The sequence below is a fragment of the Kribbella flavida DSM 17836 genome, assembly GCF_000024345.1.
GTDB lineage: Bacteria > Actinomycetota > Actinomycetes > Propionibacteriales > Kribbellaceae > Kribbella > Kribbella flavida.
Genome location: NC_013729.1, coordinates 4971399 through 4997104, shown reverse-complemented (window position 1 = coordinate 4997104; position 25706 = coordinate 4971399). Strand labels below are relative to the sequence as shown.

25 protein-coding genes are annotated in these 25706 nt (G+C 68.9%); 14 read left to right on the top strand and 11 right to left on the bottom strand.

Annotated features, from left to right (window positions below):
• Nucleotides 1-587 precede the first annotated feature (587 nt).
• Together KFLA_RS22995 and KFLA_RS37570 are read left to right on the top strand one after the other, a co-directional pair.
• On the top strand, nucleotides 588-1469 hold the full coding sequence (locus KFLA_RS22995; protein WP_012922217.1) for a LysR family transcriptional regulator: 882 nt from the start codon (nucleotides 588-590) through the stop codon (nucleotides 1467-1469).
• Nucleotides 1470-2616: 1147 nt separating this feature from the next.
• Nucleotides 2617-2880 (top strand): hypothetical protein, encoded by a 264-nt coding sequence (locus tag KFLA_RS37570; protein WP_148256710.1) that lies wholly within the window; start codon nucleotides 2617-2619, stop codon nucleotides 2878-2880.
• On the opposite strand, the gene KFLA_RS22990 is transcribed toward KFLA_RS37570, so the two are convergent.
• On the bottom strand, nucleotides 2868-3842 hold the full coding sequence (locus KFLA_RS22990; protein ID WP_012922216.1) for an aldo/keto reductase: 975 nt from the start codon (nucleotides 3840-3842) through the stop codon (nucleotides 2868-2870). The genes KFLA_RS37570 and KFLA_RS22990 overlap by 13 nt on opposite strands.
• A gap of 325 nt (nucleotides 3843-4167) precedes the next feature.
• Between KFLA_RS22990 and KFLA_RS37565 the strand changes: the two genes are divergently transcribed.
• From KFLA_RS37565 to KFLA_RS22980, 3 genes are all read left to right on the top strand, one after another.
• Nucleotides 4168-5148 (top strand): SRA domain-containing endonuclease, encoded by a 981-nt coding sequence (locus tag KFLA_RS37565; protein ID WP_012922215.1) that lies wholly within the window; start codon nucleotides 4168-4170, stop codon nucleotides 5146-5148.
• Nucleotides 5149-5257: 109 nt separating this feature from the next.
• Nucleotides 5258-6211 carry a helix-turn-helix transcriptional regulator gene (locus tag KFLA_RS22985; protein ID WP_012922214.1) on the top strand — a complete coding sequence of 318 codons (954 nt, stop codon included), beginning with the start codon at nucleotides 5258-5260 and terminating at the stop codon, nucleotides 6209-6211.
• A 108-nt stretch (nucleotides 6212-6319) separates the two neighbouring features.
• Entirely contained in the window at nucleotides 6320-6541 is a 222-nt protein-coding gene (locus KFLA_RS22980; RefSeq protein WP_012922213.1) for a hypothetical protein, read from the top strand.
• A 6-nt stretch (nucleotides 6542-6547) separates the two neighbouring features.
• Here KFLA_RS22980 and KFLA_RS22975 read toward each other — a convergent pair whose 3' ends face one another.
• The 4 genes from KFLA_RS22975 to KFLA_RS22960 all read right to left on the bottom strand — a co-directional run bounded on the left by KFLA_RS22975 (nucleotide 6548) and on the right by KFLA_RS22960 (nucleotide 9944).
• A complete protein-coding gene (locus KFLA_RS22975; protein WP_237706570.1) occupies nucleotides 6548-7528 on the bottom strand; it encodes an SDR family oxidoreductase in 981 nt (326 codons plus the stop codon).
• A 68-nt stretch (nucleotides 7529-7596) separates the two neighbouring features.
• A complete protein-coding gene (locus KFLA_RS22970) occupies nucleotides 7597-8238 on the bottom strand; it encodes a hypothetical protein (protein ID WP_012922211.1) in 642 nt (213 codons plus the stop codon).
• Nucleotides 8235-8597: a hypothetical protein gene (locus KFLA_RS22965; protein WP_012922210.1), complete on the bottom strand. Its 363-nt coding sequence runs from the start codon at nucleotides 8595-8597 to the stop codon at nucleotides 8235-8237. The genes KFLA_RS22970 and KFLA_RS22965 overlap by 4 nt, the downstream gene beginning before the upstream one ends.
• Nucleotides 8598-8804: 207 nt before the next feature.
• The gene (locus KFLA_RS22960; protein ID WP_012922209.1) at nucleotides 8805-9944 is read right to left on the bottom strand and encodes an epoxide hydrolase family protein; all 1140 of its coding nucleotides are present in this window, start codon (nucleotides 9942-9944) and stop codon (nucleotides 8805-8807) included.
• Between the two features lie 60 nt (nucleotides 9945-10004).
• On the opposite strand from KFLA_RS22960, the gene KFLA_RS22955 reads away from it, so the two are divergent.
• Nucleotides 10005-10988: a helix-turn-helix transcriptional regulator gene (locus tag KFLA_RS22955; RefSeq protein ID WP_041290405.1), complete on the top strand. Its 984-nt coding sequence runs from the start codon at nucleotides 10005-10007 to the stop codon at nucleotides 10986-10988.
• A gap of 27 nt (nucleotides 10989-11015) precedes the next feature.
• Here the strand turns inward: KFLA_RS22955 and KFLA_RS22950 are convergent, their stop codons facing one another.
• From KFLA_RS22950 to KFLA_RS22940, 3 genes are all read right to left on the bottom strand, one after another.
• Nucleotides 11016-11849, bottom strand: a complete 834-nt coding sequence (locus KFLA_RS22950) for an alpha/beta hydrolase family protein (protein WP_012922207.1) — start codon at nucleotides 11847-11849, stop codon at nucleotides 11016-11018.
• A 538-nt stretch (nucleotides 11850-12387) separates the two neighbouring features.
• On the bottom strand, nucleotides 12388-12795 hold the full coding sequence (locus KFLA_RS22945) for a DUF805 domain-containing protein (protein WP_012922206.1): 408 nt from the start codon (nucleotides 12793-12795) through the stop codon (nucleotides 12388-12390).
• 113 nt (nucleotides 12796-12908) lie between these two features.
• A complete protein-coding gene (locus KFLA_RS22940) occupies nucleotides 12909-13718 on the bottom strand; it encodes a hydroxypyruvate isomerase family protein (protein ID WP_012922205.1) in 810 nt (269 codons plus the stop codon).
• Nucleotides 13719-13807: 89 nt separating this feature from the next.
• On the opposite strand from KFLA_RS22940, the gene KFLA_RS22935 reads away from it, so the two are divergent.
• The 8 genes from KFLA_RS22935 (at nucleotide 13808) to KFLA_RS22900 (ending at nucleotide 23675) form a co-directional block, all read left to right on the top strand.
• Nucleotides 13808-15901 carry an alpha-amylase family protein gene (locus KFLA_RS22935; protein ID WP_012922204.1) on the top strand — a complete coding sequence of 698 codons (2094 nt, stop codon included), beginning with the start codon at nucleotides 13808-13810 and terminating at the stop codon, nucleotides 15899-15901.
• Nucleotides 15901-16773: a 2-hydroxy-3-oxopropionate reductase gene (locus tag KFLA_RS22930; RefSeq protein ID WP_012922203.1), complete on the top strand. Its 873-nt coding sequence runs from the start codon at nucleotides 15901-15903 to the stop codon at nucleotides 16771-16773. The genes KFLA_RS22935 and KFLA_RS22930 overlap by 1 nt, the downstream gene beginning before the upstream one ends.
• Nucleotides 16770-18704, top strand: coding sequence for an alpha-amylase family protein (locus KFLA_RS22925; RefSeq protein WP_012922202.1), 1935 nt, complete (start codon nucleotides 16770-16772; stop codon nucleotides 18702-18704). Before KFLA_RS22930 ends, KFLA_RS22925 begins: the two co-directional genes overlap by 4 nt.
• A gap of 141 nt (nucleotides 18705-18845) precedes the next feature.
• Nucleotides 18846-20168 carry an ABC transporter substrate-binding protein gene (locus KFLA_RS22920; RefSeq protein WP_012922201.1) on the top strand — a complete coding sequence of 441 codons (1323 nt, stop codon included), beginning with the start codon at nucleotides 18846-18848 and terminating at the stop codon, nucleotides 20166-20168.
• A 7-nt stretch (nucleotides 20169-20175) separates the two neighbouring features.
• Nucleotides 20176-21135, top strand: a complete 960-nt coding sequence (locus KFLA_RS22915) for a carbohydrate ABC transporter permease (RefSeq protein WP_012922200.1) — start codon at nucleotides 20176-20178, stop codon at nucleotides 21133-21135.
• Nucleotides 21135-22010, top strand: a complete 876-nt coding sequence (locus tag KFLA_RS22910) for a carbohydrate ABC transporter permease (protein ID WP_012922199.1) — start codon at nucleotides 21135-21137, stop codon at nucleotides 22008-22010. Before KFLA_RS22915 ends, KFLA_RS22910 begins: the two co-directional genes overlap by 1 nt.
• Nucleotides 22010-22936: a D-2-hydroxyacid dehydrogenase gene (locus KFLA_RS22905; RefSeq protein WP_012922198.1), complete on the top strand. Its 927-nt coding sequence runs from the start codon at nucleotides 22010-22012 to the stop codon at nucleotides 22934-22936. Before KFLA_RS22910 ends, KFLA_RS22905 begins: the two co-directional genes overlap by 1 nt.
• Nucleotides 22937-23009: 73 nt before the next feature.
• The gene (locus tag KFLA_RS22900; protein WP_012922197.1) at nucleotides 23010-23675 is read left to right on the top strand and encodes a GntR family transcriptional regulator; all 666 of its coding nucleotides are present in this window, start codon (nucleotides 23010-23012) and stop codon (nucleotides 23673-23675) included.
• Here KFLA_RS22900 and KFLA_RS22895 read toward each other — a convergent pair whose 3' ends face one another.
• The 3 genes from KFLA_RS22895 to KFLA_RS22885 all read right to left on the bottom strand — a co-directional run bounded on the left by KFLA_RS22895 (nucleotide 23676) and on the right by KFLA_RS22885 (nucleotide 25640).
• The gene (locus KFLA_RS22895) at nucleotides 23676-24398 is read right to left on the bottom strand and encodes a class I SAM-dependent methyltransferase (protein WP_012922196.1); all 723 of its coding nucleotides are present in this window, start codon (nucleotides 24396-24398) and stop codon (nucleotides 23676-23678) included. It lies immediately after the preceding gene.
• A gap of 97 nt (nucleotides 24399-24495) precedes the next feature.
• Nucleotides 24496-25035 (bottom strand): dihydrofolate reductase family protein, encoded by a 540-nt coding sequence (locus KFLA_RS22890; protein WP_012922195.1) that lies wholly within the window; start codon nucleotides 25033-25035, stop codon nucleotides 24496-24498.
• A gap of 23 nt (nucleotides 25036-25058) precedes the next feature.
• The gene (locus tag KFLA_RS22885) at nucleotides 25059-25640 is read right to left on the bottom strand and encodes an NADPH-dependent FMN reductase (RefSeq protein ID WP_012922194.1); all 582 of its coding nucleotides are present in this window, start codon (nucleotides 25638-25640) and stop codon (nucleotides 25059-25061) included.
• Between the last annotated feature and the right edge of the window lie 66 nt (nucleotides 25641-25706).

The window sequence follows — 25706 nt, the reverse complement described above, 5'->3', positions numbered from 1 at the left end:
GGTTCGCCCGCCGGGCGGCGTCCTTGTCGATCAGGGGCGTTCGCGGACCTTCTGGCCAGTCACGCTCGGGGTCGCTCTTGGCTCGACACGCCCAGCGGCTGCTCGCGGCTCACGTGGACGCGCGGTGAGCGCGGTCCGGCTGTCCCGCTTGCGCAGGACCGTGTCGCCGTCCGGGGCTCGCTGGCCCGTATGCCGCCTTCGCGGCCGCCCCAACACCCCGGTCGGCGTCCGATTCGGGTCCTATCCCGCGTCGATTCCAGTCCGAGAGCGCCCAAGATCGCTCCTCGTCGCGCGAAGGTTGCCGACGCGTCGGCGGGCATCCCGGTGCCGTCGCCCAGCCCACCGCAGCCCGACGCGAGAGAGCGCGATCCCACGACGCTCGCGGCCCCCACCTGCGGAAACTCGACCTCCCAGACCACCTTTCTCCCAGATGAGAGAGCGCGATCTCAGCGCACCAGCTCATCCGACGGTCGGCGCAAGACACGCCCGCCCCGCGACGGCGGCGCGTACGTCGTACCGGAACTGCTGAGACGCTCAAACCCGAGACGAGTCAATCGACAGCCATCCATCGACTACAGTTCTAATTCATGGAGCTTCGCCACCTGGAACACTTCGTCGCCGTCGCCGAGCAGAAGCACTTCACCCGCGCGGCCGAAGCGATGTCGATCTCGCAGTCCGGGCTGTCCGCCTCGATCCGTGCCCTGGAGCGCGAACTGCATGCGTCGCTCTTCGTCCGCAACACCCGCAGCGTCGAGCTCACCGAAGCCGGCCGCGCCCTGCTCTGCGAAGGCCGCCGCACGCTGGCCGCCGCCGAAGCCGCCAAGGACGCCGTCGCCGCCGTTCAAGGCCTGCTCCGCGGTCACCTCAACGTCGGCCTCGAGCAGTGCCTCGGTGTGGTCGACGTTCCCGCCCTGCTCGCGAAGTTCCGCTCCGCCTACCCCGGCGTCGAGATCGAAGTTCGGCAAGGCGGTTCCACGCCCATGCTCGACGAACTGGCCTCCGGCCGCCTCGACGTCGCCTTCGTCGCCACCGCCGGCGACCCGGTGGACGGCCTGGACCTCCGCCCCCTCTCCACCGAGTCGATGGTCCTCGTCTGCGCCCACGACCACCGCCTGGCCAACGCCTCCCAGGTCTCCCTGAACGACCTCGCCGGCGAATCCTTCGTCGACTTCGACCGCACCTGGGGCGCCCGAGCCATCTCCGACCAGGCCTTCGCCGCCGCCGGCGTCGCCCACCCCGTCACCATCGAGGTCAACGACGTCCACACCCTGCTGGCCCTGGTCGCCCACGACCTAGGCGTAGCTCTCGTCCCAGAACGCATCGCTGCCAAACGAGGCGACCACCGCACCGTCCCCCTCATCCCCGGCTCAGCCTCCGCCTGGCAGGTCTCCGTCGCCGTCCCCACCACCCCCGCAGCCAGCCTCACCGCCAACGCCCTGATCGGCATGCTGCCCACCACGCGAACCTGACTCGTCAAGAATTCGCCTCGACGAGCAGTCGGACCCGGAACGACATCCACGCCAGCTGATCTCGTTCGGGCGGCGGGAGGACTTCGCCGACGGCACCTCTGCGGACTACTGGTCCGACGTCCACCTCGACACGACTCGGCCACCGGCAGACGCTCGACCAGGCCGCGCGGCCAGCCGGTCCACCCGGTTCCGGCTGGTCCGCGTGCTGACGCGCCCGGCTGCACTCAGTCCCTCACCCCATGCTGACCATGGACTTGGTGCAAGGATGCGAGCCACACCCTTGTTGGTCCTGCACTGCGAATCGGCGGGTGCGAGGGCGGCGACGGTCGCCAGTGAGCCGCCGCTTCATCCCGCTGCGCCTCGTCGCTCAACAGCCACCCTGCCCACTTCGCACCGGTCTTCGGCACGGGACCGGGCCACGATCGCCGCGAGCCATTACGTGCCGAGGGCAGTTCAAGCCGCGGCGCAAGGTCCACGCGGCGCAAGGCTCACGCGGCGCAAGGTTCACGCGGCGCAAGGTCCACGTGGCCGTTGGGCCACGCGACTGCCCGGACGCGTCCGTGGAGCCAGCGCGACGGCCCGGCGGCCCGTCGACGAGCCATCCGGCGGGGCGCTGCTGCGCGTCGCTTACCGACGATTCGTGCAATTGACCCCAAACTGCCCTCCTGAGTCGCCGGGCTCGAGTCGGCTCGGGCCGGGCGGATACCTCCTGACCTCCTCGCATGGCTGCCGGCGGGACGCTCGGGCCGATCGCCCAGACCCTCGCGCCTAGGAGGGGGACACGTGCGTAATCGGTGAGGTAGAGCGGATCCCGCGCTGTGGGCACGCGTCTCACTGGTACGACGAATCCCCGGACTAACCCTCCCGGGATCGCCGGACTCGAGCCGACTCGGCCCGGGCATGTGCCCACCTAACCTCCTCGCATGGCTGCCGGCGCGGACACTCGGACCGGTCGCCCAGACGCTGGCGCCTAGGAAGGGGACACGTACGTAATCGGTGACGATGAGCAAATGCCGCTGTGGGACGCGTTCCCTCGTACGACGAATCCCCGGACTACGGCTCCCGAGATCGCCGGACTTGAGCCGACTCGGGCCGGCATGTGTCCCCGCACCTCGTCGCTTGGCTGCCGGCGAGGACACTCGTCGTGATGGCAGAGACCCCGGCGCCTGAGCGGCCGTACGTGATCGTGGTCGTAGAGCCGACGCCGCGTGGGCACGTGTCTCCCGCGTACGACGATCGGGCCGCCCACCGAGACCTTGCTCGACGAACGACCCGATGCGGCCAGCGTGCGCGGGATGATCCTGCAACCGGCGTACCGGCGTACCGGCGTACCGGCGTACCGGCGTACCGGCGTACCGGCGTACCGGCGTACCGGCGTCAGCCCAGGACCCCAGGCGTCTACCAGGCGTAATCCTCCGGCGCCGTCTTGTGGCCCGGGAAGATCTCGTCGAGCCGAGCCAGCGCCTTCTCATCCAGCTTCAGATCGACCGCGCGAACCGCCGACTCCAGCTGCTCCATCGTCCGCGGCCCCACGATCGGACCCGTCACTGCCGGCTGGTGCAGCAACCACGCGAGCGCCAGGTCACCAGGCTGAGTGCCGAGCTCGTCCGCGAACGCCTCGTACTGCTCGATCTGCGGCCGCAGCTTCTCGACCGTCTCCTTCGCGCGCCCCTCGAGCCGGCGGACACCCTCGTTCTCCTTGCGGATCACCCCACCGAGCAACCCACCCTGCAGCGGCGACCACGAAATCACCCCGAGCCCGTAGTACTCCGCCGCCGGCAGCACCTCGCGTTCCACGTCCCGCACGATCAAGTTGTAGATCGACTGCTCGCTCACCAGCCCGGTGAAGTTCCGCTTCTCCGCAGCCGCCTGCGCCTGCGCGATGTGCCAGCCCGCGAAGTTGCTCGACCCGGCGTACAGGATCTTGCCCTGCTGAATCGCGACCTCGATCGCCTGCCAGATCTCCTCCCACGGCGTGTTTCGATCGACGTGGTGGAACTGGTACAGATCGACATAGTCCGTCTGCAGCCGCTTGAGCGAAGCATCCAGCGCCCGCCGGATGTTCAGCGCCGACAACTTGTCCGTGTTCGGCCACTCCGCACCCATGTCGCCGTACACCTTGGTCGCCAGCACCGTCTTCTCACGCTTCACCGGGTCCTTCGCGAACCACTCCCCGATGATCTCTTCCGTCCGCCCCGGATAGATCGCCCGCCCGTACCCGTTCGCGGTGTCGAAGAAGTTGATCCCCTTCTCGTGCGCCGCATCCATGATCGCGTGGGAGTCCTCCACGCTCGTGTGAGGCCCGAAGTTCATCGTCCCCAACACGATCCGACTGACCTTCAGTCCCGTCCGCCCAAGCTGAGTAAAGTCCATACCTCCCACCCTGCGCGCCCAACGCTCAGACTTCCAACAGAAGAATCCGCACAGTCCGATCGGTCTGGTTTCTGAGTCGTCCAGGCTTGCAGATCACTCCATCGGCAGGTTCGTCTCGCTCAGTCGATCTTGCGGGGCTGATCGCCGGCTTCGCGGCCTAGCGCCGTGATGGTGGAGGGAGCCAGTTGGTGCGTCGCCATCGTTATAACAATGGCATTGACAACGCCGACGATTCACTGCTCTCGCTCAAGGAGCGTTGCCAAAACTTGCTGAATCGCTAAACTGATCAATTGCATCAGCTGAAGATCTCATCCTACTGCCCTAGATGGGGACTGATTTGACAGAATGGCCGTTGCAAGTCGGTGACGTGCTCTCTCGCAGTGAGCGCAGTCGCCGGTTCGGAGGTGCTCTTTTTGGTGGCATCGAACCCTCCGCGAAATCGCCAAATGTATTCCTGTATTCGGATCCGTCGGCCGCTGAAAAATATGGTTACAACTATGATGGTTGGGTCGATGGCGTGCCGTTGTACCTCTATACCGGGGATGGTCAGGTAGGGGATCAGCAGTTTCGGGATGGCAATCGCGCCATCCGCCACCATCGGGTGCAAGGGCGTGCGCTTCGCCTATTTGTCACAGATGGGAAAGTTCCCGGGACGGCGCAAAAGATTCAAAGATACGTCGGCGAGTTCGCGCTGGATCCTGAGTTGCCCTACGTCCGAGCTGAAGCGCTCGACGTCGAAAAGGTGATGCGCTCGGTCATCGTATTTAGGCTACGTCCCGTCGGAGCAGTCCTCCGGCGTTCTGAAGATAGTAGCAAATTTGGCGATGTCTCAGGCGCTTCTGAGGTGGTTCAGCAACCTCTAACTTCAGCGCGGCCGGATCTATCGGTGGATGGCGTAGCGCTGGAAGTGGTCAGCTCGACGGAATACGCCTTCGGGGCACAAGTTGCCGGTGTGGCGTCGAAGCGTGAGGCGTTACTGGTCGAACGTTTCGAGCGTTATTTGAACGGCCGTGGTCATCGCGTGGGGCGCTTTCGAGTGCGGCCACCGGGCGAGTTGCGAACCCTCCACACAGATGTGGTCGATTTCAGTGAGAATGTGCTATATGAAGCGAAAGCAACCGCTACGCGCGAGGCGATCCGCATGGCAATTGGTCAATTGCTCGACTATTCCAGGCATCTTCCGAAGAAGCATGCGTTGGCAGTTCTTCTCCCTTCCCCGCCCTCGGATGATCTCGTTGCTTTATTGAGGTCACTGAACATTCGTTGCGTATGCGAGGTGGACACGGGCTTCATCGACGTCGACTAGGTCGGACAAGGCCTTCGTCAGAAGCGTTCGGTCGGCTTCGGATCTGGCAAGGCTGGTTCTCGGCCGATTGCGGAACGCTTCCTTCCGCGATGCCTGTCATCATCGGAGCATGCTTGAGACCTCCGCGCGGTTGCTTCGGTTGTTGTCGTTGTTGCAGGGGCGGCGGGACTGGGGTGGGCCGGAACTGGCGGGGCGGTTGGGAGTGTCTACGCGGACGTTGCGGGCGGACGTGGAGAAGCTGCGGGGGTTGGGGTATCCGGTCGAGGCTCGGTCCGGGGTGGCTGGGGGGTATCGGTTGGGGGCGGGGGCTGCGTTGCCGCCGTTGTTGTTGGACGACGAGGAGGCGGTGGCGGTCGTGGTGGGGTTGCGGACCGCGGCTGGTGGGGGTGTGGCGGGGATCGAGGAGTCGTCGGTTCGGGCGTTGGTGAAGCTGGAGCAGGTGTTGCCGTCGCGGTTGCGGCATCGGGTGCGGGCCATGCAGGCGGCGACGGTGACGGTGCCGGGGCGGGGGCCGATGGTGGATGCCGAGGTGCTGACCGAGATCGCGGGGGCGATTCGGGCCGGCGAGGGGCTGCGGTTCGACTATGACGGGCGGGAGGGGAGCAGCGTTCGGCGTACGGAGCCGCATCGGTTGGTTGCCTGGGGGCGGCGGTGGTATTTGGTGGCCTGGGACAACGATCGGGAGGAGTGGCGGACGTTCCGGGTGGACCGGATGACGTTGCGCACGCCGACGGGGCCGCGGTTCGTGCCGCGGGAACTGCCCGGAAGCGACGTTGCGGCGTACGTGCAGAAGAACGTGGGGACGTCGGCGTGGCGGTACCGGGCGGAGGTGCTGGTGCACGCGTCTGCGCAGTACGTGCGGAGCCGGATGCCGATTCCGGTCGCGGCCGAGGTGGTCGACGACCAGACCTGCCGGGTGGAGCTGGGCTCGGACGGGCCGCACGAGTTGGCGTTGTGGCTGGGCATGCTCGACTGCGACTTCGAAGTGCTGGATGCCCCGGAGTTGGCGGAGGAACTGCGGCGGGTGGGGGACAGGTACTACCGGGCGGCCGGCGGGAGGTAGGTGCGGTCGCGGTGTCGGGTTCCGGACATGCCGGTATTGGACGGCGGCGAAGGGGTGCGCGGGGCGGGGCCGGGGTGCTGATACTGAGCGCCTGGTTGAGGAGGAGCCGTGAACGAATCGGGTTCGGTCGTCGAGCGCCGGCGGGTGCGGGTGTGGTTCGGCGACCACGTCATCGCTGACTACTGGGCCGAAGCGCTGCGTGCCGAGCAGTACGCCGACGCGATGGCGCGCCGGTTCGCCGGGTTGCGGGTCACCAACGATCCGCTCGGCGGCGGGTCGGTGGTGCGGCCGCTGCCCAGCGAACGGCTGTGGGACCTAGGGCCGCACTGAAGCGGGCTATCCGGCGATCCTCGCCAAGAGACGGCCGGCCCGGTTGGCCAGGGCATCGACCGTTTCGGCCACGCGGGCGACGGGCGGGGACAGGGTGAAGTTGAGCTGACGGCTCGCGGTCTTCGCCTTGTCGTCGAAGGCGCCGTGGGAGCCGTGGTCGCCAGGGACCGGATCGTAGAGGTTGTCGGGCCGGTCGCGCTGCTCCGGCTCGTCGACCTGTTGACTCTTGAAGCCGGTCTTGCCGAGAAAGGCGTCGAGCAGGGGAGCGGCCAGGCGTTCGCCGAGAATCGTGTAGACCGTGGGGAAGCCGACCCAGATCTGCCGGCGCCGGTGGTGCGCGGCGTGCCAGATCGCCTCGGCGGCCAGCTCCGGCTGGTAGATCGGCGGCACCGGCTGGGCCTTCTGGTCCAGCTTCGACCGCTGGATGCGGAACTGCGGCGTGTTCACCGCCGGCATCTGGACCTCGGTGATCCGTACGTTGCTCTCGTCGTGCAGCAGTTCGCAGCGGATCGAGTCGGTGAAACCCTGGATCGCGTGCTTGGCCCCGCAGTACGCCGACTGCAGCGGGATCCCGCGGAACGCCAGCGCCGAACCGATCTGGACGACGACGCCACGGTCGCGTGGCACCATCCGGTGCAAGGCGGCGCGGGTGCCGTTGACGTAGCCGAGATAGGTCACCTCGGTCACCCGACGGAACTCCTCCGGCGCGAGGTCGAGGAACGAGCCGAAGACGGTGGCCATCGCGTCGTTGATCCAGACGTCGATCGGGCCGAGCTCCTCCTCGATCCGCGCCGCAGCCTCGTCGACCGCCGAACTGTCGCTGACGTCGGCCGGTACGGCGACCGCCCGGCCCCCGGCCAGCTCGACTTCCTTCGCGGCGGCCGTCAGCCCTTCGCTGCCGCGGGCGATCAGCCCGACGTCGTACCCGCGCTCGGCGAACACCCGCGCGCTCGCCCGCCCGATCCCCGCACTTGCTCCTGTGATCACCACAACGCCCATAGGGCGCCTGTGCCCCTCCGAGCCGAATCCGACACCCGGTGTCGAAGTTCCGGAAGCTAGCGCTGCCTCGACCGGTCGTCGGGCGGTTGGCCACGGTGCGTCGGAGAAGAAGGTGGTCGGGGTTGCGCGGCGCTCGCGGCCGGGCGCAGGCCTGTCAGCGCGTTCACCGCCTGGGCAAGATCGGGTGGGAGGGGCCGGCGGACCGGGGTGATGGGGCGGTTCGGGTCCTTGTTGCGGCCGGTCGCGGGGGTGACGTTGGGGAGACTGTCGAGTTCGGCCAGCGGCACGCCTCTGCGCCGGTCGAGGCGTTGCGCCGTGACGGTGAAGGGACGACCGTCCCGGCGTGGTTCGAAGGCGAGGACCTGGCGAACCGGAAGCTGGCCGGGACCTGCCGCTGCGAACTCGCGGTACGTCAGGCGGTGGGACGGGCCCAGAGGGCGCCCCTGGCGGTTGCGTTCCTCGATGACCGGGATCTTGAGCTCCGCGCAGTCCCGGAGGTCGGCGTGGCGGTCGGAATAGCCGAGGCGTTCGCCGGCGAAATCGGTCTCTCGGCCTTCGCGGAGAGCGGCGAGACCTTGCCGGGCTGCTTGCAGTTGCTGGGCGGCCAAGCCGCTCGGGTCGCGTTGCGCCTCGGCGTGGAGCTGCCGGAGCTGGTCGCGCAGAGCGGGATGGGCGACCAGGTGGTACTGCGCGGTCATCGCGGGGTGTCGGTGCTCTTGGGCGGATGGTCGTCGGAGTCGAGGTTCCAGCCGAGCTCGGCGGCAAGGTCGTCGACGGGGACGTACTCGTCGGGCGAGGCACCGGCGAGGCGTTCCCGGGCGACGGCCCGGGAGTGTTCGGTCTGGGCGGCATCCTCGGCCAGCGCTTCGAGTTGCTGCCAGGCGGCGAAGGGGAGAACAACGCCTTCGGGGGCGCCGTTGTCGCCGAAGAAGAGAGGCTCGAGGCGGCCGGTACGGAAGCGGTCGAGCAGCAGGCGGAGGTTGTGCGCCGCGGTGTCCGGGTCGATGACCGGGATCCGCTCGCCGTTCGGCAGGTCGTAGGGGGTCTCGGACGACATCGGTGCTCCTCGGGCTGACGGGTCGTTTCACCCTAGGCGATGCGGACAGCGGTGGTGCGGCGATGGGCCGGGTCGCGCGGCGGGGGATCGTGCGCTCGTACGGTGTACCGCGGCGGCGAGTCCGCACGGCGTACCGGCCGGCGCCGGGAACGCCGAAGGCCGGCCCGGAGGTGCGGGCCGGCCGGTCGGTGGGGGCTGAGGGTGCGGTCAGCGGAGGTTGGCGAAGAACTTGCGGAGGTCGGCGACGACGTCGGTGGGGCGTTCGAGGGAGGCGAAGTGGCCGCCGGACTCGAAGGTGCTCCAGTGCACGATGTTGTCGTTGTCGCGTTCGGCGAGCGGGCGGATGGTCTTGAAGTCGTCGGCGAACACCGCGACGCCGGTGGGGGCGTGGTTGATCGCGGGCTCGGCGCCGGCGTGCGCCTCCTCGTAGTGGTAGCGGCCGGCGGAGGCCGAGGTGTTGGTGAACCAGTAGAGCGAGACCTCGGTGAGGATCTGGTCGCGGCTGACCAGGCTGGTGCCGTTGCCGAAGTTGTTGAACAGCTCGTTCCAGGCGAGCTGGCCGACCGGGGAGTCGGAGATGCCGACGGCAACGGTCTGCGGGCGGGTGGAGTTGATCGCGTTGTAGCCGCCGACGGACTGGAACCACTCGAGGTGCTGCAGGGCGGCGTAGTCCTCGGGGGTGAACTTCTCGAACTCCGACGGGTCGCCGCTGGGGAAGGAGAACAGCTGCAGGACGTGCAGGCCGAGGAAACCCTCGGGGTTGAGCAGGCCGAGCTCGCGGGAGATCATCGCGCCGCCGTCGCTGCCGTGCGTGCCGTACGAGTCGTAGCCGAGGCGGCGCATCAGCTGGTCGAAGGTCCGGGCCACCCGGGCCATCGTCCAGCCGCGGTCGACCAGCGGGGTGCTGAAGCCGAAGCCGGGGATCGACGGCACGACGACCGAGAACGCGTCCGCCTCGGAGCCGCCGTGCGCGACCGGGTCGGTGAGCGGGCCGATCATGTCGAGGAAGTCGACGAACGAGCCGGGGTAGGTGTGCAGCAGCAGCAGCGGGGTCGCGCCCTCGACGGCGGACGGAACGTGCAGGAAGTGCACGGTCTGGCCGTCGATCTCGGTCAGGTAGTGCGGGAACTCGTTCATCCGCGCCTCCTGCTCGCGCCAGTCGAAGCCGTTCTGCCAGTGGTCGACCATCTCGCGCAGGTAGTGGTTCGGGGTGCCCAGGTCCCAGTTGTCGCCGGGGGCCGGCTGGGGCAGCCGGGTCCTGGCGAGGCGGGTGAGCAGGTCGTCCAGGTCCGCCTGGGCGATGTCGACGGTGAAGGGCCGGATGTCGGTGCTGGTGGTGTTCGTCATGGCTTTACCGTAGAAGCCGTATAGGAACGATAGATTCCTATTTGTGCGATGATCTTCCGGGTGCGGGAAACTTCCTCGAGACTGCTGTCCTTGCTGTCGCTGCTGCAGACCCGACCGGCCTGGACGGGCGCGGAGCTGGCGTCGCGGCTGAACGTGAGCACGCGGACCATCCGGAACGACGTCGACCGGCTGCGCGAGCTGGGGTACCCGGTGGACGCGGTCCGCGGGCCGGCCGGGCACTACCAGCTCGGCGTGGGGGCGAAGCTGCCGCCGCTGCTGCTCGACGACGAGGAGGCGGTGGCGGTCGCCGTCGGGCTACGGACGGGCGCCGGCGTGAGCGGGATGGAGGAGAGCAGCGGGCGCGCTCTCGCCAAGCTCGAGCAGGTCCTGCCGCACCGCCTGCGCCGGCAGGTCAACGCGATCCACACGACGCTGTCGAAGGGGCCGGACAACACCGGCTCCAACGTGCAGGACCCGGAGGTCGACCCGGCGGTGGTGACGACGATCGCGGCGGCGATCCGGGACGAGCACTACCTGCGGTTCGAGTACGCCGTACCGGGGACTGATCCGGGATTCCCGATTCTGGTCGAGCCGTACCGGCTGGTGAGCTGGCAGCGGTACTGGTACCTGGTCGCGCGGGACGAGTCGGGGCAGTGGCGCACGTACCGTGTCGACTGGATGGACCTGCGGATGGCGACCGGCCGGCGCTACCGCCCGCGGCCGATGCCCGACGAGGACTACACCGACTTCGTACTCCGCGACGTCGCGACCACCGGGTGGAAGGTGCACGCCCGGATCACGGTGTTCGCGTCGGCCGAGCAGGTCCTGGCGCGCATCCATGCCGCGGTCGGCGTCGTCGAGTCGATCGACGAGAACACCTGCGTCCTGGTGACCGGCGCGGAGTCGCTCGAGGTGGTTGCCGTGTACATCGGCATGCTCGGCATCGACTTCCACGTCACGGCTCCGGCTGCGCTGGTCGATCATCTGAGAACGATCGGAGAGCGCTATCTCCGCGCGGTGGAGCCGGTCCCGCGACCGAGCTAGGCCCCGGAAGGCCGGGGTCGAGCGCTCTCAGAGGCCGTGTTGCTTGAGGAAGGCGACCGTGCGGGCCATCGAGGTGGGCCAGGCGGGGCCGAAGGCGTGTTCCTCGCTGGGGTAGGTGTAGAGGGTGGCGGTTTTGCCGGCCTTCTTCAACGCGTTGAGGGTTTCGGTGGACCAGGCGATGGGGCAGGTGGAGTCGGCGGTGCCGTGGTGGATGAGCACGGGCTCGGTGACGCGGTCGAAGAAGTTCACGGCGGAGAGGTTGCGCCAGAAGGCCGGGTTGCGGGTCGGTTCGCCGTACGTGCGCAGGATGGCGTTCGAGATCGCGGTGTTCTCGCGGGTCCAGCGGTTGAAGTTGTCGACGGCGTCGGAGCTGACCGGGGCGAAGACGACACCGGCCTTGACCAGGCCGGGCTGGGCGACCAGGACGTTGTAGGTGATGCCGCCGCCCATCGAGCGGCCGAGCAGGCCGATGCGGTCCGGGTCGACGTACTGCGAGGTGCGCAGCGCGAGCACGGCGTTGATGACGTCCTCGGTGTAGCCGACGCGGAGGTCGAGCTCGGTGCGGGGATCGTCGGACGACTGTGCGTGGTTGCGGTAGTCGGTGTGCAGGACGACGTAGCCGCGACGAGCGAGGTAGTCCTGCTCGCGCATCAGGCCGCGGCCGTTGGTGTAGACGGCGGGGTCGATGTAGCCGTGGTTGAGCACCAGGGCAGGGTGCGGACCGGGCGTCGACGGCACGTTCATGACGCCGGAGATCGTCAGCTTGCCGCTGGTGTAGGTGACGAAGTACCGGGTGTACGCCGCGTTGCGGGCCAGCACGCGGCCGAGCTTGAGGTTGCCACCGTTGTACTTCTTGGTCATCAGCGCTTGCAGCGAAACCGGGTTCGGCGCGGGCGTCGGGGTGGGCGACGGATCGGTGGGAGACGGGGTGGGCGACGGGGAGGGTGTGCTGGAAGGGGCGGATGACGGGGCGGTTGAGGAGACCGCCGGGCTGGGACCGGACGCAGGGGGTGCTGGATCGTCCGTTGAGGTGCAGGCGACCGCAGCCGTCATCCCGAGCGCGGCGAGCCCCGCCCATGTCATCCGCCGGTTCATGCCCCCAGTGTGCGGCCGGCCCGCGAAACCTGGCCGAAAATCCCCACAACGATCGGTTCGCGGCGGCGGGCCACGTTTCGTCGGCGGGCAGTTCGGGACGACGAAGCGGCCGGCCGCGGCTGTTCGACCTGGCGTGGGAAACGCAGTGCGCCGGTACGACTAGCCGCCCTCGACGCCGTCTAGAACGACGCCGAGAGCGGTCTGTCCGAGATGAGGTGAAGCTGCTGACCCTTGCTGGCCTCGGGTGCCACGCTTCCAGCCGGCGATGGACGCAACCCGCCGCGACTGGATCGGGGCAACCGCGTCAGGCGGTGCCGTAGCCCGGCTGGGTGCCGTACGCGCCGGACGATTCGGCGGCCTTGGGGTTCGGGCCGAAGCGGTTGTCGCCGGGCGTGCTGTCGAGGGCGAGGATGACGATCAGCGCGATGGTCCCGATGACCGGGAGCAGGCCGATCAGGATCCACCAGCCGCGGCGGTCCGTGTCGTGCAGGCGTCGCCACGTCACAGCGAGGGCTGGGATCAGGACGGCCACGGAGTAGATCCCGGACAGCAGGCCGCTGTTGTTGCCGTAGTCGGTGCCGATCACCCGGTCCAGGGCGTAGAGCACCACGGAGACGGCCACGCTCACCAGCGTGAACATCCAGTACTCCTTGCGCCGGGCACGGCCGCTGAACACCGCGTACTTCTTCAGAACGTCCACGTACCACTGCATGAAGGCTCCCGCGATCAGGTCGAGGCGGAACGGGAAGGTTCGCCGTTGGAGTTGTCACGCTCCGAGTTGCCCTCCGCACGCAAGAGCAAACGCTCGGCTGGCGCCGGTGCCGGTCAGGGGTGCGGCAGCCACCCGAAGCTCGACGCGGTGTCGACCGTCGGCTTGTACTCGCAGGCGACCACACCGGTGTAGCCCGCGGCCTTCAGCGCGTCGAGCGTGTCGTCCAGCGGCAGTGCTCCGGAGCCGGGTTCGCCGCGGCCGGGGGAGTCGGCGAGCTGGACGTGCGCGAGGGTGGCTCCCAGACGCGAGGCCGTGCTGACGAGGTCGACGCCGTTGCTGCCGAGGTGGAAGGTGTCGAAGAGCAGCGAGACGTTCGGTACGTCCTGGAGCGGGCCGTCGAGCAGAGCCAGTACGTCGTCCGCGGTGAGCAGCGGATAGCGGCCGTTCAGGCCTTCGGTCAGCGGCTCGATGAGGACCGTGCCGCCGAAGGGGGCGACGGCTGCGGCGGCCGAGCGGATCGCCTCGACGGCGCACGCTCGCTGCTCCTCGGGAGTCCATCGGTCGTCGAGCTGGCCGTAGAGCAGGTTGAACAGCCGGCAACCGGTGCGCTCGGCAATCTCCACCACGGTGGAGATGTTCGCCGCGAGCTCCTCCTGCCGGTCCGGGTGCGAGGCGACGCCACGTTCGCCGCCGGGCAGGTCGCCGCCGTAGAAGTTCAGCGCGCTCAGCGAGACGCCGCCCGCCTTCAACGCCGTCACCAGCAGGTCGATCTCGGCGCCGCTCGCCGTCGGTCCGGGGAAGGGCCACCAGGACTCGACCAAGGCGAACCCGCGCCGCGCGGCCGCCGCGTACCGGTCGAGGTAGGGCAGCTCGGTGAAGAGCATCGAGACGTTGGCGCTGAGCGGGAAGCCGCGATGATCCATGCCGAAAAGGCTAGCACCAGCTCTTGCCACGCATGCAATCTTGTCTAACAATTTCAGGGACACCCGCCGATCCGGGAGGTACCCCGCCGATGCGCGCCGAACCAGAGCAGACCGAGAGTGCCACCCGAACGCCGGACTGGCCGGAGCGGGCCACCCGCTGGGCCCAGATCACGCTCGCCGAGGACGACCCCCTGCACTTCGACGCCGACTTCTGGCTCGACCTGATGCGCGACAGCCGGTCCAACGCGACCTGTATCAGCGCCGGCGGCTACATCGCCTACTACCCGACCCAGCTGCCGTACCACTACCGCAGCCAGTACCTCGGTGACACCGACCCGTTCGGCACCTTGGTCGAGGGCGCGCGCAAGCTCGGCATGAGCGTGATGGCCCGCGTCGACCCGCACGCCGTCCACGCCGACGCCGCCGCGGCGCACCCGGAGTGGCTGGCCCGCGACGCCGAGGGCAACGCGCTCGAGCACTGGGCGCATCCCGACATCTGGCTGACCTGCGCCTTCACCGACTACCACCACGAGTTCATCACCGAGGTGGCCCGCGAGATCGTGCGCGAGTACGACGTGGACGCGATCTTCGCCAACCGCTGGGAGGGCTACTACGGCATCTCCTACAGCGAGGCGGCGCGCAAGTCGTTCCGCGACCAGACCGGCCTGGAGCTGCCGGCCGGCGAGCACCAGGAGAACTGGCCGGAGTACGTCGGGTGGCGCCGCCGGCAACTGAGCCGGCTGGTCGGGATCTGGGACCAGGCGGTGCGTGACCTGCGCCCGCACGCCCGGTTCATCCCGAACCTCGGCGCGCTCGCCGCCCGCGACCTGGACCGCGAACTGGTCGAGAAGCACTACCCGATCTTCTTCATCGACAAGCAGGGCCGGTCCGGCATCGAGGCGCCGTGGGCGGCCGGCCGCAACGGCAAGCGCAACCGCGGTGTCTTCCCGGACCGCCCGGTGCGGCTGATCACCTCGGTCGGACCGGAGCACCACCAGTACCGCTGGAAGGACTCGGTCGCCCCGGCCGAGGAGGTGAAGACCTGGATCGTCGACGGCTTCGCCCAGGGCGCGCTGCCGTGGTTCACCAAGTTCAACGCGAGCATCCCGGACCACCGGTGGGTGCCGCCGATCGTCGACGCCTTCACGCTGCACGCCAAGGTCGAGCCGGTGCTGAAGGACCTGCGGATCACCGCCGAGGTCGCGCTGCTCGACCCCACCCGGGCCGGTCAGCTCCGCACCCCGGACGGCATCGGGCACGAGGACGGCTTCTACCAGGCACTGGTCGAGGCGCGGGTCCCGTTCGAGTTCATCTCGGACCAGGAGCTGTCGCCGGAACGCCTGAGCCCCTTCAAGGTGGTCGTGCTCGCCAACGCGGAGCACCTCGGCGACGAGCAGTGCGCCGCCCTCACCCGGTACGTCGAAGCCGGCGGCTCGCTGGTCGCGGCGTACCAGAGCTCCCTGTACGACGAGCTCGGGCAGCCGCGCGGCGACTTCGGTCTGGGCGAGGTGCTCGGGGTCCGGCTGAAGGAGCCGGCCCGGGCGGTGAAGAACAACTACATCGCGCTCACCGGCGAGCACCGGCTGACCGAGGGCTTCACCGGGACCACCCGGATCATCGGCGGCACCCACGTCCTCGGCGTCGACGCGGACCCCGCGGCGCAGGTGCCGTTCCGGTTCATCCCGGACTTCCCGGACCTGCCGATGGAGGAGGTCTACCCCCGGGCCGCGCCGGACCGGCCGGCGGTGGTCTGCCGGGAGCACGCCGGCGGTGGCCGGACCGTCTACTTCCCGTTCAACCTGGGCGCGATCTTCTGGGAGGCGCTGCAGTCCGACCACGGCCTGCTGGTCGCGAACGCTGTCGCCTGGGCCCTCGGCAAGCATCCCGAGGTGACCGTCGAGGGATCCGGCCTGGTCGACCTCGCCGTGCACCGTGGTGACGCCGAGGTGGCCGTTGCCCTGGTCAACCTGACCAACCCGATGGCGATGCGCGGCGCGATCCGGGAGACGTTGCCGTTGCCGCCGCAGACCGTCTCGGTCGCCGTACCGGCGGACCGGCCGGTCCGTGCCCGGCTGCTGGTCGCGGAGGTCGACGTCGAGCCGACGGTCGAGAACGGCCGGGCCGTGCTGACCCTGCCGACCGCGGGACTGCTGGAGATCGTGCACCTGGACTGGAGGTCGTGATGCGGATCGGATTCGTCGGGCTCGGGGTGATGGGCATGCCGATGGCCGCCAACCTCGTTGCCGCCGGCCACGAGCTCGCGGTGTACCGCGGCCGGGACGGGGTCGACGGCCACCACTGCGACTCCGCCGCCGACGCGGCGGAGCGGTCCGAGGTGGTGATCCTGATGCTGCCCGACACCCCGGACGTCGAGAACGCGTTGTTCGGGCCGGACGGCGTGGCCGAGGGCATCCGGCCGGGGTCGCTGGTGATCGACATGAGCTCGATCTCACCGACCGCGACCAGGTCGTTCGCCGAGCGGATCGAGAAGCTCGGCTGCGACTACCTGGACGCGCCGGTCTCCGGCGGCGAGGTCGGCGCGCAGCAGGCCACGCTGACCATCATGGTCGGCGGCCGGCCCGACGTGTTCGAGCGGGCCAGACCGCTGTTCGAGACGCTCGGCAAGAACATCACGCTGATCGGCGGCGCCGGCGCCGGACAGACCGCGAAGGTGGCCAACCAGATCGTCGTGGGACTCACCATCGAGGCGGTCGCGGAGGCGCTGCTGTTCGCCGAGCGCGCCGGCGCCGATCCGGCCGTCGTCCGGCAGGCGCTGATGGGTGGGTTCGCGTCCTCGCGGATCCTGGAGCTGCACGGCGAGCGGATGGTGAACCGGACTTTCGACCCGGGCTTCCGGATCCGGCTGCACCGCAAGGACCTCATGCTCGCCGTCCAGGCCGCCGCGGAGCTCGATCTCGCGTTGCCGAACACCGCCGCGACGCAGCAACTGATGAACGCCGCGATCGCCGACGGCGACGGGGACCTGGACCACTCGGCGCTCTACAAAACTCTGCGCCGGCAGCCTCGCAACCAGGCGCCCCGGCGGTCGCCATGACCAGGCTGTGGTGGCAGGACCCGTTCCGGATGTTCCAGACGAACCTGCGCGAGATCGACGCCGGGCTGGACGTCGAGGAGGTGCTGGACTACCTGGTGGAGTTCGGCGCCGACACCTGGCTGCTGAGTGTCGGCGGGATTCTGTCGAACTACCCGACGGACCTCGACTTCCAGACCCGCAACCCGTACCTGACCCGGCGCTCCTCCGGCGACCTGGTCGGGGACGCGGTGAAGGCGGCCGGCCGGCGCGGGATCCGGGTGATGGGCCGGATGGACTTCTCCAAGATCGACCACCGGCGCGCCGAGCAGCACCCGGACTGGTGCTTCGTCGACGCTGCCGGCCATCCGCAGGTCTACAACGGCCTGACCAGCGTCTGCCCGAGCGGCGACTACTACCAGGTGAAGCTGTTCGAGGTGCTCGACGAAGTCCTCGACCGGTATCCCGTCGACGGCTTCTTCTGCAACTGGATGTCGTTCAACGAGGTCGACTACAGCCGGGTCTACCGCGGCGTCTGCCACTGCCTGTCCTGCCACCGCCGGTACGCCGAGTACGCGCCGGGCGAGCCGTTGCCGGAGGGCAAGGGATCGCCGGGCTACCGAACCTGGCAGCGCTTCGCCCGGGAGGTGCTGGCCGACCTCACCGGCAGGATCCGTGAACACCTCGCACGTCGCCGGCCGGAGGCGCCGCTGGTGCTCGGCGACCAGGCCGACATCGTCTTCCACGAGGCGAACAACGCGGTCGGCCGGCCGTTGTGGCACCACCGGACCAGCGAGCACGTCAGCGCGGCGAAAACCTACCGGCCGGAGGTCCCGGTGCTGACGAACTCCGTCGGCTTCGTCGACATGCCGTACCGGCTGGCGGGGGAGGAGCCGCAGCACTTCGCGCAGTACCTGGTGCAGGCGATCGCGCGCGGGGCGAATCCTTCGACGTACATCATGGGCACACCGGCGGACAACCCGTACGAGTGCCTGCAAGTGGCGGGGGAGCTGACCAGGTTCCACCGTGACCACCACGAGGTCTACCGCGACCTGGTGCCTGCGGCAGGAACGCTGCTGGTCCGGCCGGACGCGTTCGAACCGGGAGCGGTCCGGGAGTTCCAGGGGCTGTACCTGGCGCTGCTGCAACGCCATGTGCCGTTCGACGTGCTGCCCGAGGAGCGGCTCGGCGAGGCCGACCTCGGCCGGTATCGCACGGTCGTGCTGCCCGACCTCGGACCACTCGCACCCGGGATCGCGCCGGTGCTCGATGCGTACTGCGTCGCAGGCGGCGCGGTGGTGACAACCGGCAACAGCGGTGTGGTGGCGGACGAGATCCAGCTGCAGTGCCTCCCGGCGAGCAGACGGCTCGCGAGCCACGACACCGAAGAGGCGACGCGGTCCCTGCACCTGCGCAGCGAGCACGGCATCGTCCCGGTGGTCGGCGCCTTCCACCTCGTCGAGCCGTCGGCTGACGCCGAGGTCGGGCTGCACGCCCTGTCCAGGGCGCCGTACGGGCCGCCGGAGAAGTGTTACGGCCACCTCGAGCTGGATCACCCGGGGCAGCTGCGGACGTCGTACGGGCCGGGGCGGGCGGTGATGCTGCCGTGGACCATCGGGCGGGCCTACCGCGACGTCGGGCTGACGGCCCACCGGGACATCGTGGTTGACGCGGTGCTGTGGGCCGGCGGTCCACAGGTGACGACCGGACTGCCGGAACAGGTCGAGATCGTCGTAGGACGGTCGGCGGCCGGGCAGGTGATCCACCTGCTGAACAGATCAGGTGATGCCGACCAGCGGTTCGCCGAGCCGGTGCCGATCGTACCGTCGTGGCTCGCGCTGCCCGAACCGGCCGAGCATGTCGAAGCGTTGCGCGCCGGAGTACGGCGGCCGGTGGTGGACGGGCGGGTCGAGCTGCCCCAGATCGGGCTGTTCGAGGTCCTGGTCGTTCGCTGACCGCGCTGTCTTTGACAAATTGTCAAACAAGTATGCATGACCTCTTGACCGTCATGTGATCGAAACAAACAATGATCGGAAGCCGCCGCCGTGGGGGTCGACGAGCGAAACCCGACGCATCTGAGGGAACGGGAGACCGTGATGACCGGACTTGATCGGCGAGGGTTTCTGAAGCTCGCCCTGGGAACGACGGCGGCCGGGCTGTCCGCCGCGGCGGTGGCCGGCTGCGGCGGTGGCAGCGGAGGTGCCGGCGGTGGAGACGCCGGCGGCAAGACCACTCTGCGCTACGCCTGGTGGGGCAACACCATCCGTCAGCAGAACTACACCAAGGCGCTGCAGCAGTTCACCGCCGCGAACAGCGGGATCGGGATCGAGCCCGAGTTCGCCGAGTACAGCGCGTTCCAGGAGCGGATGACGACCCAGATCGCCGCCCGGGACGTGCCCGACATCTTCTGGATCGCCTCACCGCAGGTGCTGACGTACCACAAGAGCAAGCTGTACCGGAAGCTCGACGACGTCCCGACGCTGAACTGGGGTGACTACAGCAAGGAGGACCTGGAGAGCTTCAAGCTGGGCGGCGAGCTGAACACGGTGCCGTTCGCGATCTTCGTCCCGGTGATCCGCTACAACGAGACCGTGGCCAAGGCCGACGGGGTGACCATCCCGGCCGAGGGCCCGGGCTGGAACTGGGACTCCTTCGCCGACCTGCTGGTTGCCTACAGCAAGAACAACCCGGGCAAGCGCAAGGGTGTGCCGTACGCGCCGGACCACGACCTCACCTTCGAGGCCTGGCTGCGGCAGCGGGGCGAGCAACTGTGGACCGAGGACGGCCAGGTCGGCTTCACACCCGACGGTCTGGGCAGCTGGCTCGACTGGTGGGAGAAGCTGCGCAAGTCCGGCGCCGCGCTGTCGCTGAGCGAGCAGGAGGGTATGGGGCCGGACTGGGCGCAGGTCGGCAAGTTGGTGCTGGCGAACTTCGGCAACTCCAACCACATCATCGACGACGCCAAGATGTTTCCCCAGGAGCGGTTCCGGCTGCGCGCGATGCCGGTCGACCCGGCCGCGACCGCGGGGCACAAGTACCTGTACTTCCCGCGGATGGCGGTTTACCAGCGCATCGACGACGCCAAGGTCGAGGCGGCCGGCAAGGTGCTCGACTACAACGTCAACAACCCCGAGATGCTGAAGACGGTCCGGCTGACGATGGGCGCGCCGACCAACCCGAAGGTTGCCGAGCAGGCCGTCGCCTTCGCCAGCCAGGACGAGAAGGAGATGCTCGCGCTGGTCGGCAAGGAGCGGGTCGCCGAACGCAGGCCGCGGTACGAGGCGCCGCCCGGGTCGAGCACCTGGCGGACCACGATGACCCGGGTCTGCGAGGAGATCGCGCTCGGCCGGACCAGCGTGCCGGACGGCGCGAAAAAGCTGGTCGAGGAGATCTCCGCCGGTATCAAGCGGGCGCAGTGATCCGCCGATGCTGACCCAAGCGGAACGGCCGGTCGAGCACCCGTCGCCGCCGGACGCCCCGGCGGCGACGGGCAAGCGGCCGGCCTTCCACCTCACCCGGCAGGGACGCGCGGCGCACGTCTTCCTGATCCCGTGGCTGCTCGGCTTCCTGCTGATCACCGCGGTACCGCTGTTCGCGTCGCTGTACCTGGCCTTCACCGACTACGACATCCTCAACCCGCCGGAGTGGAGCGGGCTGGAGAACTTCCGCCGGATGGTGGACGACGAGCAGTTCTGGGCGTCGGTCAAGGTGACGCTGGTCTACGTCCTGGTGTCGGTGCCGCTGCAGCTCGGGTTCGCCCTGCTGCTGGCGCTGATCCTCGACCGCGGCCTGAGCGGCTTGGCGTTCTACCGCAGCGCGTTCTACCTACCGTCGCTGCTCGGCACGAGCGTCGCGATCGCGATCCTGTGGCGGGAGATCTTCGGCGACGCGGGCCTGATCAACAAAGGCCTGGCGCTGATCGGCATCGAGGGCGAGAGCTGGCTGCAGAACCCGAGCACGGCGCTGGCGACGCTCATCGTGCTGAACGTCTGGACGTTCGGGTCGCCGATGGTGATCTTCCTGGCCGGGCTGCGGCAGATCCCGGACGAGCTCTACGAGGCGGCCCGGGTCGACGGCGCCGGCGTCGTACGCCAGTTCGCCCACGTCACCGTGCCGCTGCTGACCCCGATCATCTTCTTCAACCTCATCCTGCAGACGATCGGCGCGTTCCAGACCTTCACCCAGGCGCACATCGTCAGCGGCGGGACCGGCGGACCGGCGAACTCGACGCTCTTCTACACCCTGTACGTCTACCAGCAGGGCTTCGTCGCCTTCGACATGGGCTACGCCTCGGCGCTGGCCTGGGTGCTGATGGCGGCGATCGGCGCGATCACCGCGCTGCACTTCCTGGTGTCGAAGTACTGGGTCTTCTACGGAGACAACTGATGACCACTACCACCGCCGCTGTGATCAGCAGCCCGCCGCCGGTGCGGCAGCGCCGGATCCGGTCCGCGCTCAAGCACACCGGGCTGCTGGTGTTCGTCGCGTTCATGGTCTACCCGCTGGTGTGGATGGTGGTCAGCGCGTTCAAGCCGGCCGACCAGATCCTGACCGACCCGGGCCTGATCCCGAACGACCTGACCCTGGACAACTTCAAGGACGGCTGGCACGCGCTGAACCGGCCGTTCTCGGTGTTCTTCCTGAACTCGCTGCTGGTCACGCTCGGCTCGATCGCCGGGAACCTGTTCAGCTGCTCGCTGACGGCGTACGCGCTGGCCCGGCTGCAGTTCCGGATGCGCAAGCTGTACTTCGCGATCACGCTGGCCTCGGTGATGCTGCCGTTCCACGTGCTGGTGATACCGCAGTACATCTTCTTCTCGCAGTTCGACCTGGTGAACACCTACTGGCCGCTGCTGATCCCGAAGTTCCTGGCCACCGACGCGTTTTTCGTGTTCCTGATGGTGCAGTTCATCCGGACCCTGCCGCGCGAGCTGGACCGGGCCGCCTGGATCGACGGCGCCGGGCCGTTCCTGACCTTCTGGTACGTCGTGCTGCCGCTGATGCGTCCGGCCCTGGTGACCACCACGATCTTCACCTTCATCTGGACCTGGAACGACTTCTTCGTGCCGCTGATCTACCTGACCAGGACGCAGGTGTTCACCGTGCCGGTGGCGCTGAACTCGATGGTCGACTCCGAGACCCAGAGCGGCGTGGGCATGCTGTTCGCGATGTCGTTGCTGTCGTTGCTGCCGATCCTGGTCTTCTTCGCGTTCGCCCAGAAGTACCTGATCCGCGGCATCGCGACGACGGGACTCAAGTGATGATCGTTGTGGTCGGCAAGGAGAATCCGGCGCTCGTGGAGGCGGCGGGTGAGCAGGAGCTGGTGTTCCTCGACGGGTGGGAGGAGGTGGCTCCCGGCGTCGTGGAGTCCATGGAGGCGGTGATCGGTCGGGTGCCGGCCGAGGTGCTGACCCGGGCGCCGAAGCTGCGGTGGGTGCACAGCCCGGCGGCCGGGGTCGACGCTGACCTGTCGCCGCAGATGCTGGCCTCGGACGTCGTGCTCACCTCCTCGGCCGGCAACGGCGCGATTCCGCTGGCGGAGCACGCGATGCTGCTCCTGCTGATGCTGAACCGCGACGTACCGCGCTGGATGCGGGCCCAGGCCGAGCACCGCTGGGACCGCTTCACCCACGGCGAGCTCGCCGGGCAGACCCTCGGCATCTACGGTCTCGGCAACGCCGGGATGGACCTGGCCCGCAAGGCGCAGGCGTTCCACCTGCGCGTCGTCGGCGTACGGCGTCGCCCGGAGCTGCCCTCGCCGTACGTCGACCAGGTGTACGGCGAGGACGGGCTCGACGCGTTGCTCGCCGAGTCGGACTTCGTCGTGGTGACGGCGCCGAGCACGCCCGCGACGAGCGGGCGGTTCGGCCGGGACGCGTTCGCGCGGATGAAGCCGACGGCGTACTTCGTCTGCATCTCCCGCGGCGGCATCGCGGACGACGGCGCGTTGCTGGCGGCCTTGCGGGACGGGCAGATCGCGGGTGCCGGGCTGGACGCGCACGGCGTCGAACCGCTGCCGCCGAACAGCCCGTTCTGGGACCTGCCGAACGTGATCGTCACCCCGCACAACGGCGCGACCAGCACCGCCACCGCGCGGCGTGGCGAGCAGATCGTCGGGCAGAACCTGCGACGCTTCCGATCAGGACAGGAACTGCTCAACGTGGTCGACAAGTCGGCGGGCTACTGAGCTCGCGAGCCCTTCCGGTGAGCTGGTTGACCAGTACACTTGCCTGACCATTCGACACAGGAGGGGTGCGCCGGTGGGTACCGAAACGAGTCTGGAGCTCGGGCCGTCCTCGCTGACCGAGGCGCTGTACGAGTCGGTGCGCAAGCGCATCGTCAACGGCGACATCCCGCAGGGCGAGAAGCTCACCGAGGTCCGGCTCGCCACGGAGTACAACGTGGCCCGGCCGACCGCGAAGGCGGTGCTGGAGCGGTTGGTCGCGCTCGGCCTGCTGCGGCGTACCGCGCACAAGACCGCGGTGGTGCCGACGCTCGACGAGGCCGAGATCCGCGACCTGTTCTTCAGCCGGGTGACGATCGAGAAGGCCGCGGTGTCCGCCCTGGCCGGCACCGGCCAGGTCCCGGCCGCGGCCGCGAAGGCCCAGGTCGCGATCGAGTACGCCGCCCGCGACCGGCTGTTCGAGAACCAGGTCGAGGCCGACATCGCCTTCCACACCGCGCTGGTCGCCGGCGTCGGCAGCCGCCGGCTGGCGCGGATGCACGAGCTGATCATCGGCGAGGTGCACCTGACCATGGGCCAGTACCAGGCCCACCGGACCGCCAAGCCGTCGAACGTGGCCGAGGAGCACGCCGCGATCCTCTCCGCGATCGAGGCCGCCGACCCGGCGGCGGCGGCCGAGCACCTCGCGTACCACCTGGAGCAGGCTCAGGGGCGCCTGCTCAGCTCCTTGCAGAAGGCCTGATCAGCGGCTCTGCGGGTGGTCCCAGATCATCGCGTGGGCGCTGCCGACCCGGGTGAAGGTCGCGCCGGGAAAGGCTTCGGCGTAGACGCGCTCGAACTGCTCGCGGCTCAGGTAGCGGTCGCTGACCCGGTGGTCGAGCCAGCGGCCGGTGGACAGCCGGAAGATCTCCCACGCCTCGGCAGGGCCACGGCGGACGAGGTTGCGCAGGAACTTGCGGATCTCACCGCCGTACAGCCACCAGCGGGGATTCGCCGGCCTGGCTGAAACGGTGTCGACCAGTGCGGCTCGGCCGCCGGGGGCGATCAGTCCGCGGATCTGCCGCAGGGCGTCGGGCAGGTCGGGGACGTGGTGCAGGGTGGCCGAGCTGAGCACGAAGGCGTACTGGCCGTCGAGGTCGCGCAGGTCGGACTCGAGGTAGCTGATGTTGCCTCGGGCCCGTTTGCGACGGGCCAGCCGGATCATGGCGCCGGACAGGTCGACCGCGTCGACGTGCTCGAAGTACTCGGCCAGGACCACCGCGTGCCGGCCGGCGCCGCAGCCGAGGTCGAGGGCTTTGCCGGTCGCCCGGGAATCGGCCGGCGCATCCGGACCGCGGGCCGCCGGTACGCCGACGGGCAGCACCGACGGCAGCCAGGCGGCGACCCGGTCGTCGGTCAGCTCACCCAACCGGTCGTAGAGCTCGGCCAGCCGGTTGAACGACTGAGCCTCTTCCCAGGACAGCATGCGTCTCGCCTCCACAGAGATGAGATGCGTGCCGCCCGGGAAACGTTGGCCGGCCCTGGAACAGATTTCGGCACTGCGCTCCCGGCGGGGCCGCGGCTCACGCCTTCGGAGCGAGCTTGTGCACGACGATGCCGGACTGGAAGGTCGTCGTGTCGACCAGGTCCAGGTGGGTCACGGCCAGATCGAGGCCGCCGAACATCCGGTCGCCCGGGGCCACCACCGGGAAGATCCAGAAGTGGTACTCGTCGACCAGCTTGTGCTCGAGCAGGGTCTGGGAGAACGAGCCGGTGCCGAACTTCAGCAGGTTGCCGCCGTCCTCCTCCTTGAGCTTCCGCACCGCCGCGACGACGTCGTCGCCGAGCAGCTTCGCGTTCCAGGTGGTCTCGGTCAGCGTGCGGGAGGCGACGTACTTCGGCATCGCGTTGAAGTTGTCGGTGTACGGGTCGCCGCTGCGGCCGGACCAGGCCTCCGCGAAGCCCTCGTAGGTTTCCCGGCCGAGCAGCAGGGCGTCGGTGCCCTCCATCAGCTTCATGCTGTAGTTCGTGTGGTCGTCGTCCCAGTACGGCGCGCTCCAGTCCTGCGGGTCGGAGATGCTGCCGTTGAGGGTGAGGAAGGTGCTCTCGATGATCTTGCGCATGCTGCTGGTCCTTTCGGGGCGGGTCAGGCTCGGTAGGGGGAGTGCAGGCGGGCGGTGCGGAGTGCACCGGCCCACCAGATGAGCTGGTCGAGCGTAGTCTTCACCGCGGTCTCGTAACCGGAGCCCGGCCGGGGCCAGCTCCCGTCGGCGGCGAACTGCTCCCAGTAGGAAGGCAGGGAGACCGTGTTGCGGATGGCCACGGCGTGCAGCTCGCTGAAGATCTGCCGCAGCTGGCTGGCGGCGTGCAGTCCGCCGCTCTCCCGGCCGTAGCTGACGATGGCGACCGGCTTGGCGTGCCACTCCTCGTAGTACCAGTCCAGTGCGGTCTTCAGCGGTGCCGGGAAGCTGCTGTTGTACTCGGGCGTCACCACCACGAACGCGTCCGCGGCAGCCAGCCTGGGAGCCAGTACGGCGACCTCGGCGGGCGTCGGCTCGTCGCAGTCGGTCAGTGTGGGTGGCAGGTTCGCAGCGGCCAGGTCGATCAGGTCGATGGTCAGTTCGGGCCGCTTGGCGGCGTGCCCGGCGAACCAGCCGGCGACCGTGGGTCCGAAACGCCCGCTCCGGGTGCTCCCGACGATCACTGCGACGTTCAGTTCCATCTCCATCTCCACCTCCGCTCCGGTTGCAGCTCGGGTCGTGCTGTTGAAGAGGACTCTGCCGGAGAGGGTTTA

What these genes read in the sequence shown, in the direction of transcription:
- KFLA_RS22970 (WP_012922211.1), bottom strand. Translation starts at nt 8,238, where the DNA reads ATGACCGCGCAGTACCACCTGGTCGCCCATCCCGCTCTGCGCGACCAG.
- KFLA_RS22920 (WP_012922201.1), top strand. Translation starts at nt 18,846, where the DNA reads ATGACCGGACTTGATCGGCGAGGGTTTCTGAAGCTCGCCCTGGGAACG.
- KFLA_RS22950 (WP_012922207.1), bottom strand. Translation starts at nt 11,849, where the DNA reads ATGACCAAGAAGTACAACGGTGGCAACCTCAAGCTCGGCCGCGTGCTG.
- KFLA_RS22985 (WP_012922214.1), top strand. Translation starts at nt 5,258, where the DNA reads ATGCTTGAGACCTCCGCGCGGTTGCTTCGGTTGTTGTCGTTGTTGCAG.
- KFLA_RS22940 (WP_012922205.1), bottom strand. Translation starts at nt 13,718, where the DNA reads ATGGATCATCGCGGCTTCCCGCTCAGCGCCAACGTCTCGATGCTCTTC.
- KFLA_RS22910 (WP_012922199.1), top strand. Translation starts at nt 21,135, where the DNA reads ATGACCACTACCACCGCCGCTGTGATCAGCAGCCCGCCGCCGGTGCGG.
- KFLA_RS22885 (WP_012922194.1), bottom strand. Translation starts at nt 25,640, where the DNA reads ATGGAGATGGAACTGAACGTCGCAGTGATCGTCGGGAGCACCCGGAGC.
- KFLA_RS22995 (WP_012922217.1), top strand. Translation starts at nt 588, where the DNA reads ATGGAGCTTCGCCACCTGGAACACTTCGTCGCCGTCGCCGAGCAGAAG.
- KFLA_RS22925 (WP_012922202.1), top strand. Translation starts at nt 16,770, where the DNA reads ATGACCAGGCTGTGGTGGCAGGACCCGTTCCGGATGTTCCAGACGAAC.
- KFLA_RS22990 (WP_012922216.1), bottom strand. Translation starts at nt 3,842, where the DNA reads ATGGACTTTACTCAGCTTGGGCGGACGGGACTGAAGGTCAGTCGGATC.
- KFLA_RS22915 (WP_012922200.1), top strand. Translation starts at nt 20,176, where the DNA reads ATGCTGACCCAAGCGGAACGGCCGGTCGAGCACCCGTCGCCGCCGGAC.
- KFLA_RS37565 (WP_012922215.1), top strand. Translation starts at nt 4,168, where the DNA reads ATGGGGACTGATTTGACAGAATGGCCGTTGCAAGTCGGTGACGTGCTC.
- KFLA_RS22895 (WP_012922196.1), bottom strand. Translation starts at nt 24,398, where the DNA reads ATGCTGTCCTGGGAAGAGGCTCAGTCGTTCAACCGGCTGGCCGAGCTC.
- KFLA_RS22890 (WP_012922195.1), bottom strand. Translation starts at nt 25,035, where the DNA reads ATGCGCAAGATCATCGAGAGCACCTTCCTCACCCTCAACGGCAGCATC.
- KFLA_RS37570 (WP_148256710.1), top strand. Translation starts at nt 2,617, where the DNA reads ATGGCAGAGACCCCGGCGCCTGAGCGGCCGTACGTGATCGTGGTCGTA.
- KFLA_RS22930 (WP_012922203.1), top strand. Translation starts at nt 15,901, where the DNA reads ATGCGGATCGGATTCGTCGGGCTCGGGGTGATGGGCATGCCGATGGCC.
- KFLA_RS22960 (WP_012922209.1), bottom strand. Translation starts at nt 9,944, where the DNA reads ATGACGAACACCACCAGCACCGACATCCGGCCCTTCACCGTCGACATC.
- KFLA_RS22905 (WP_012922198.1), top strand. Translation starts at nt 22,010, where the DNA reads ATGATCGTTGTGGTCGGCAAGGAGAATCCGGCGCTCGTGGAGGCGGCG.
- KFLA_RS22935 (WP_012922204.1), top strand. Translation starts at nt 13,808, where the DNA reads ATGCGCGCCGAACCAGAGCAGACCGAGAGTGCCACCCGAACGCCGGAC.
- KFLA_RS22945 (WP_012922206.1), bottom strand. Translation starts at nt 12,795, where the DNA reads ATGCAGTGGTACGTGGACGTTCTGAAGAAGTACGCGGTGTTCAGCGGC.
- KFLA_RS22965 (WP_012922210.1), bottom strand. Translation starts at nt 8,597, where the DNA reads ATGTCGTCCGAGACCCCCTACGACCTGCCGAACGGCGAGCGGATCCCG.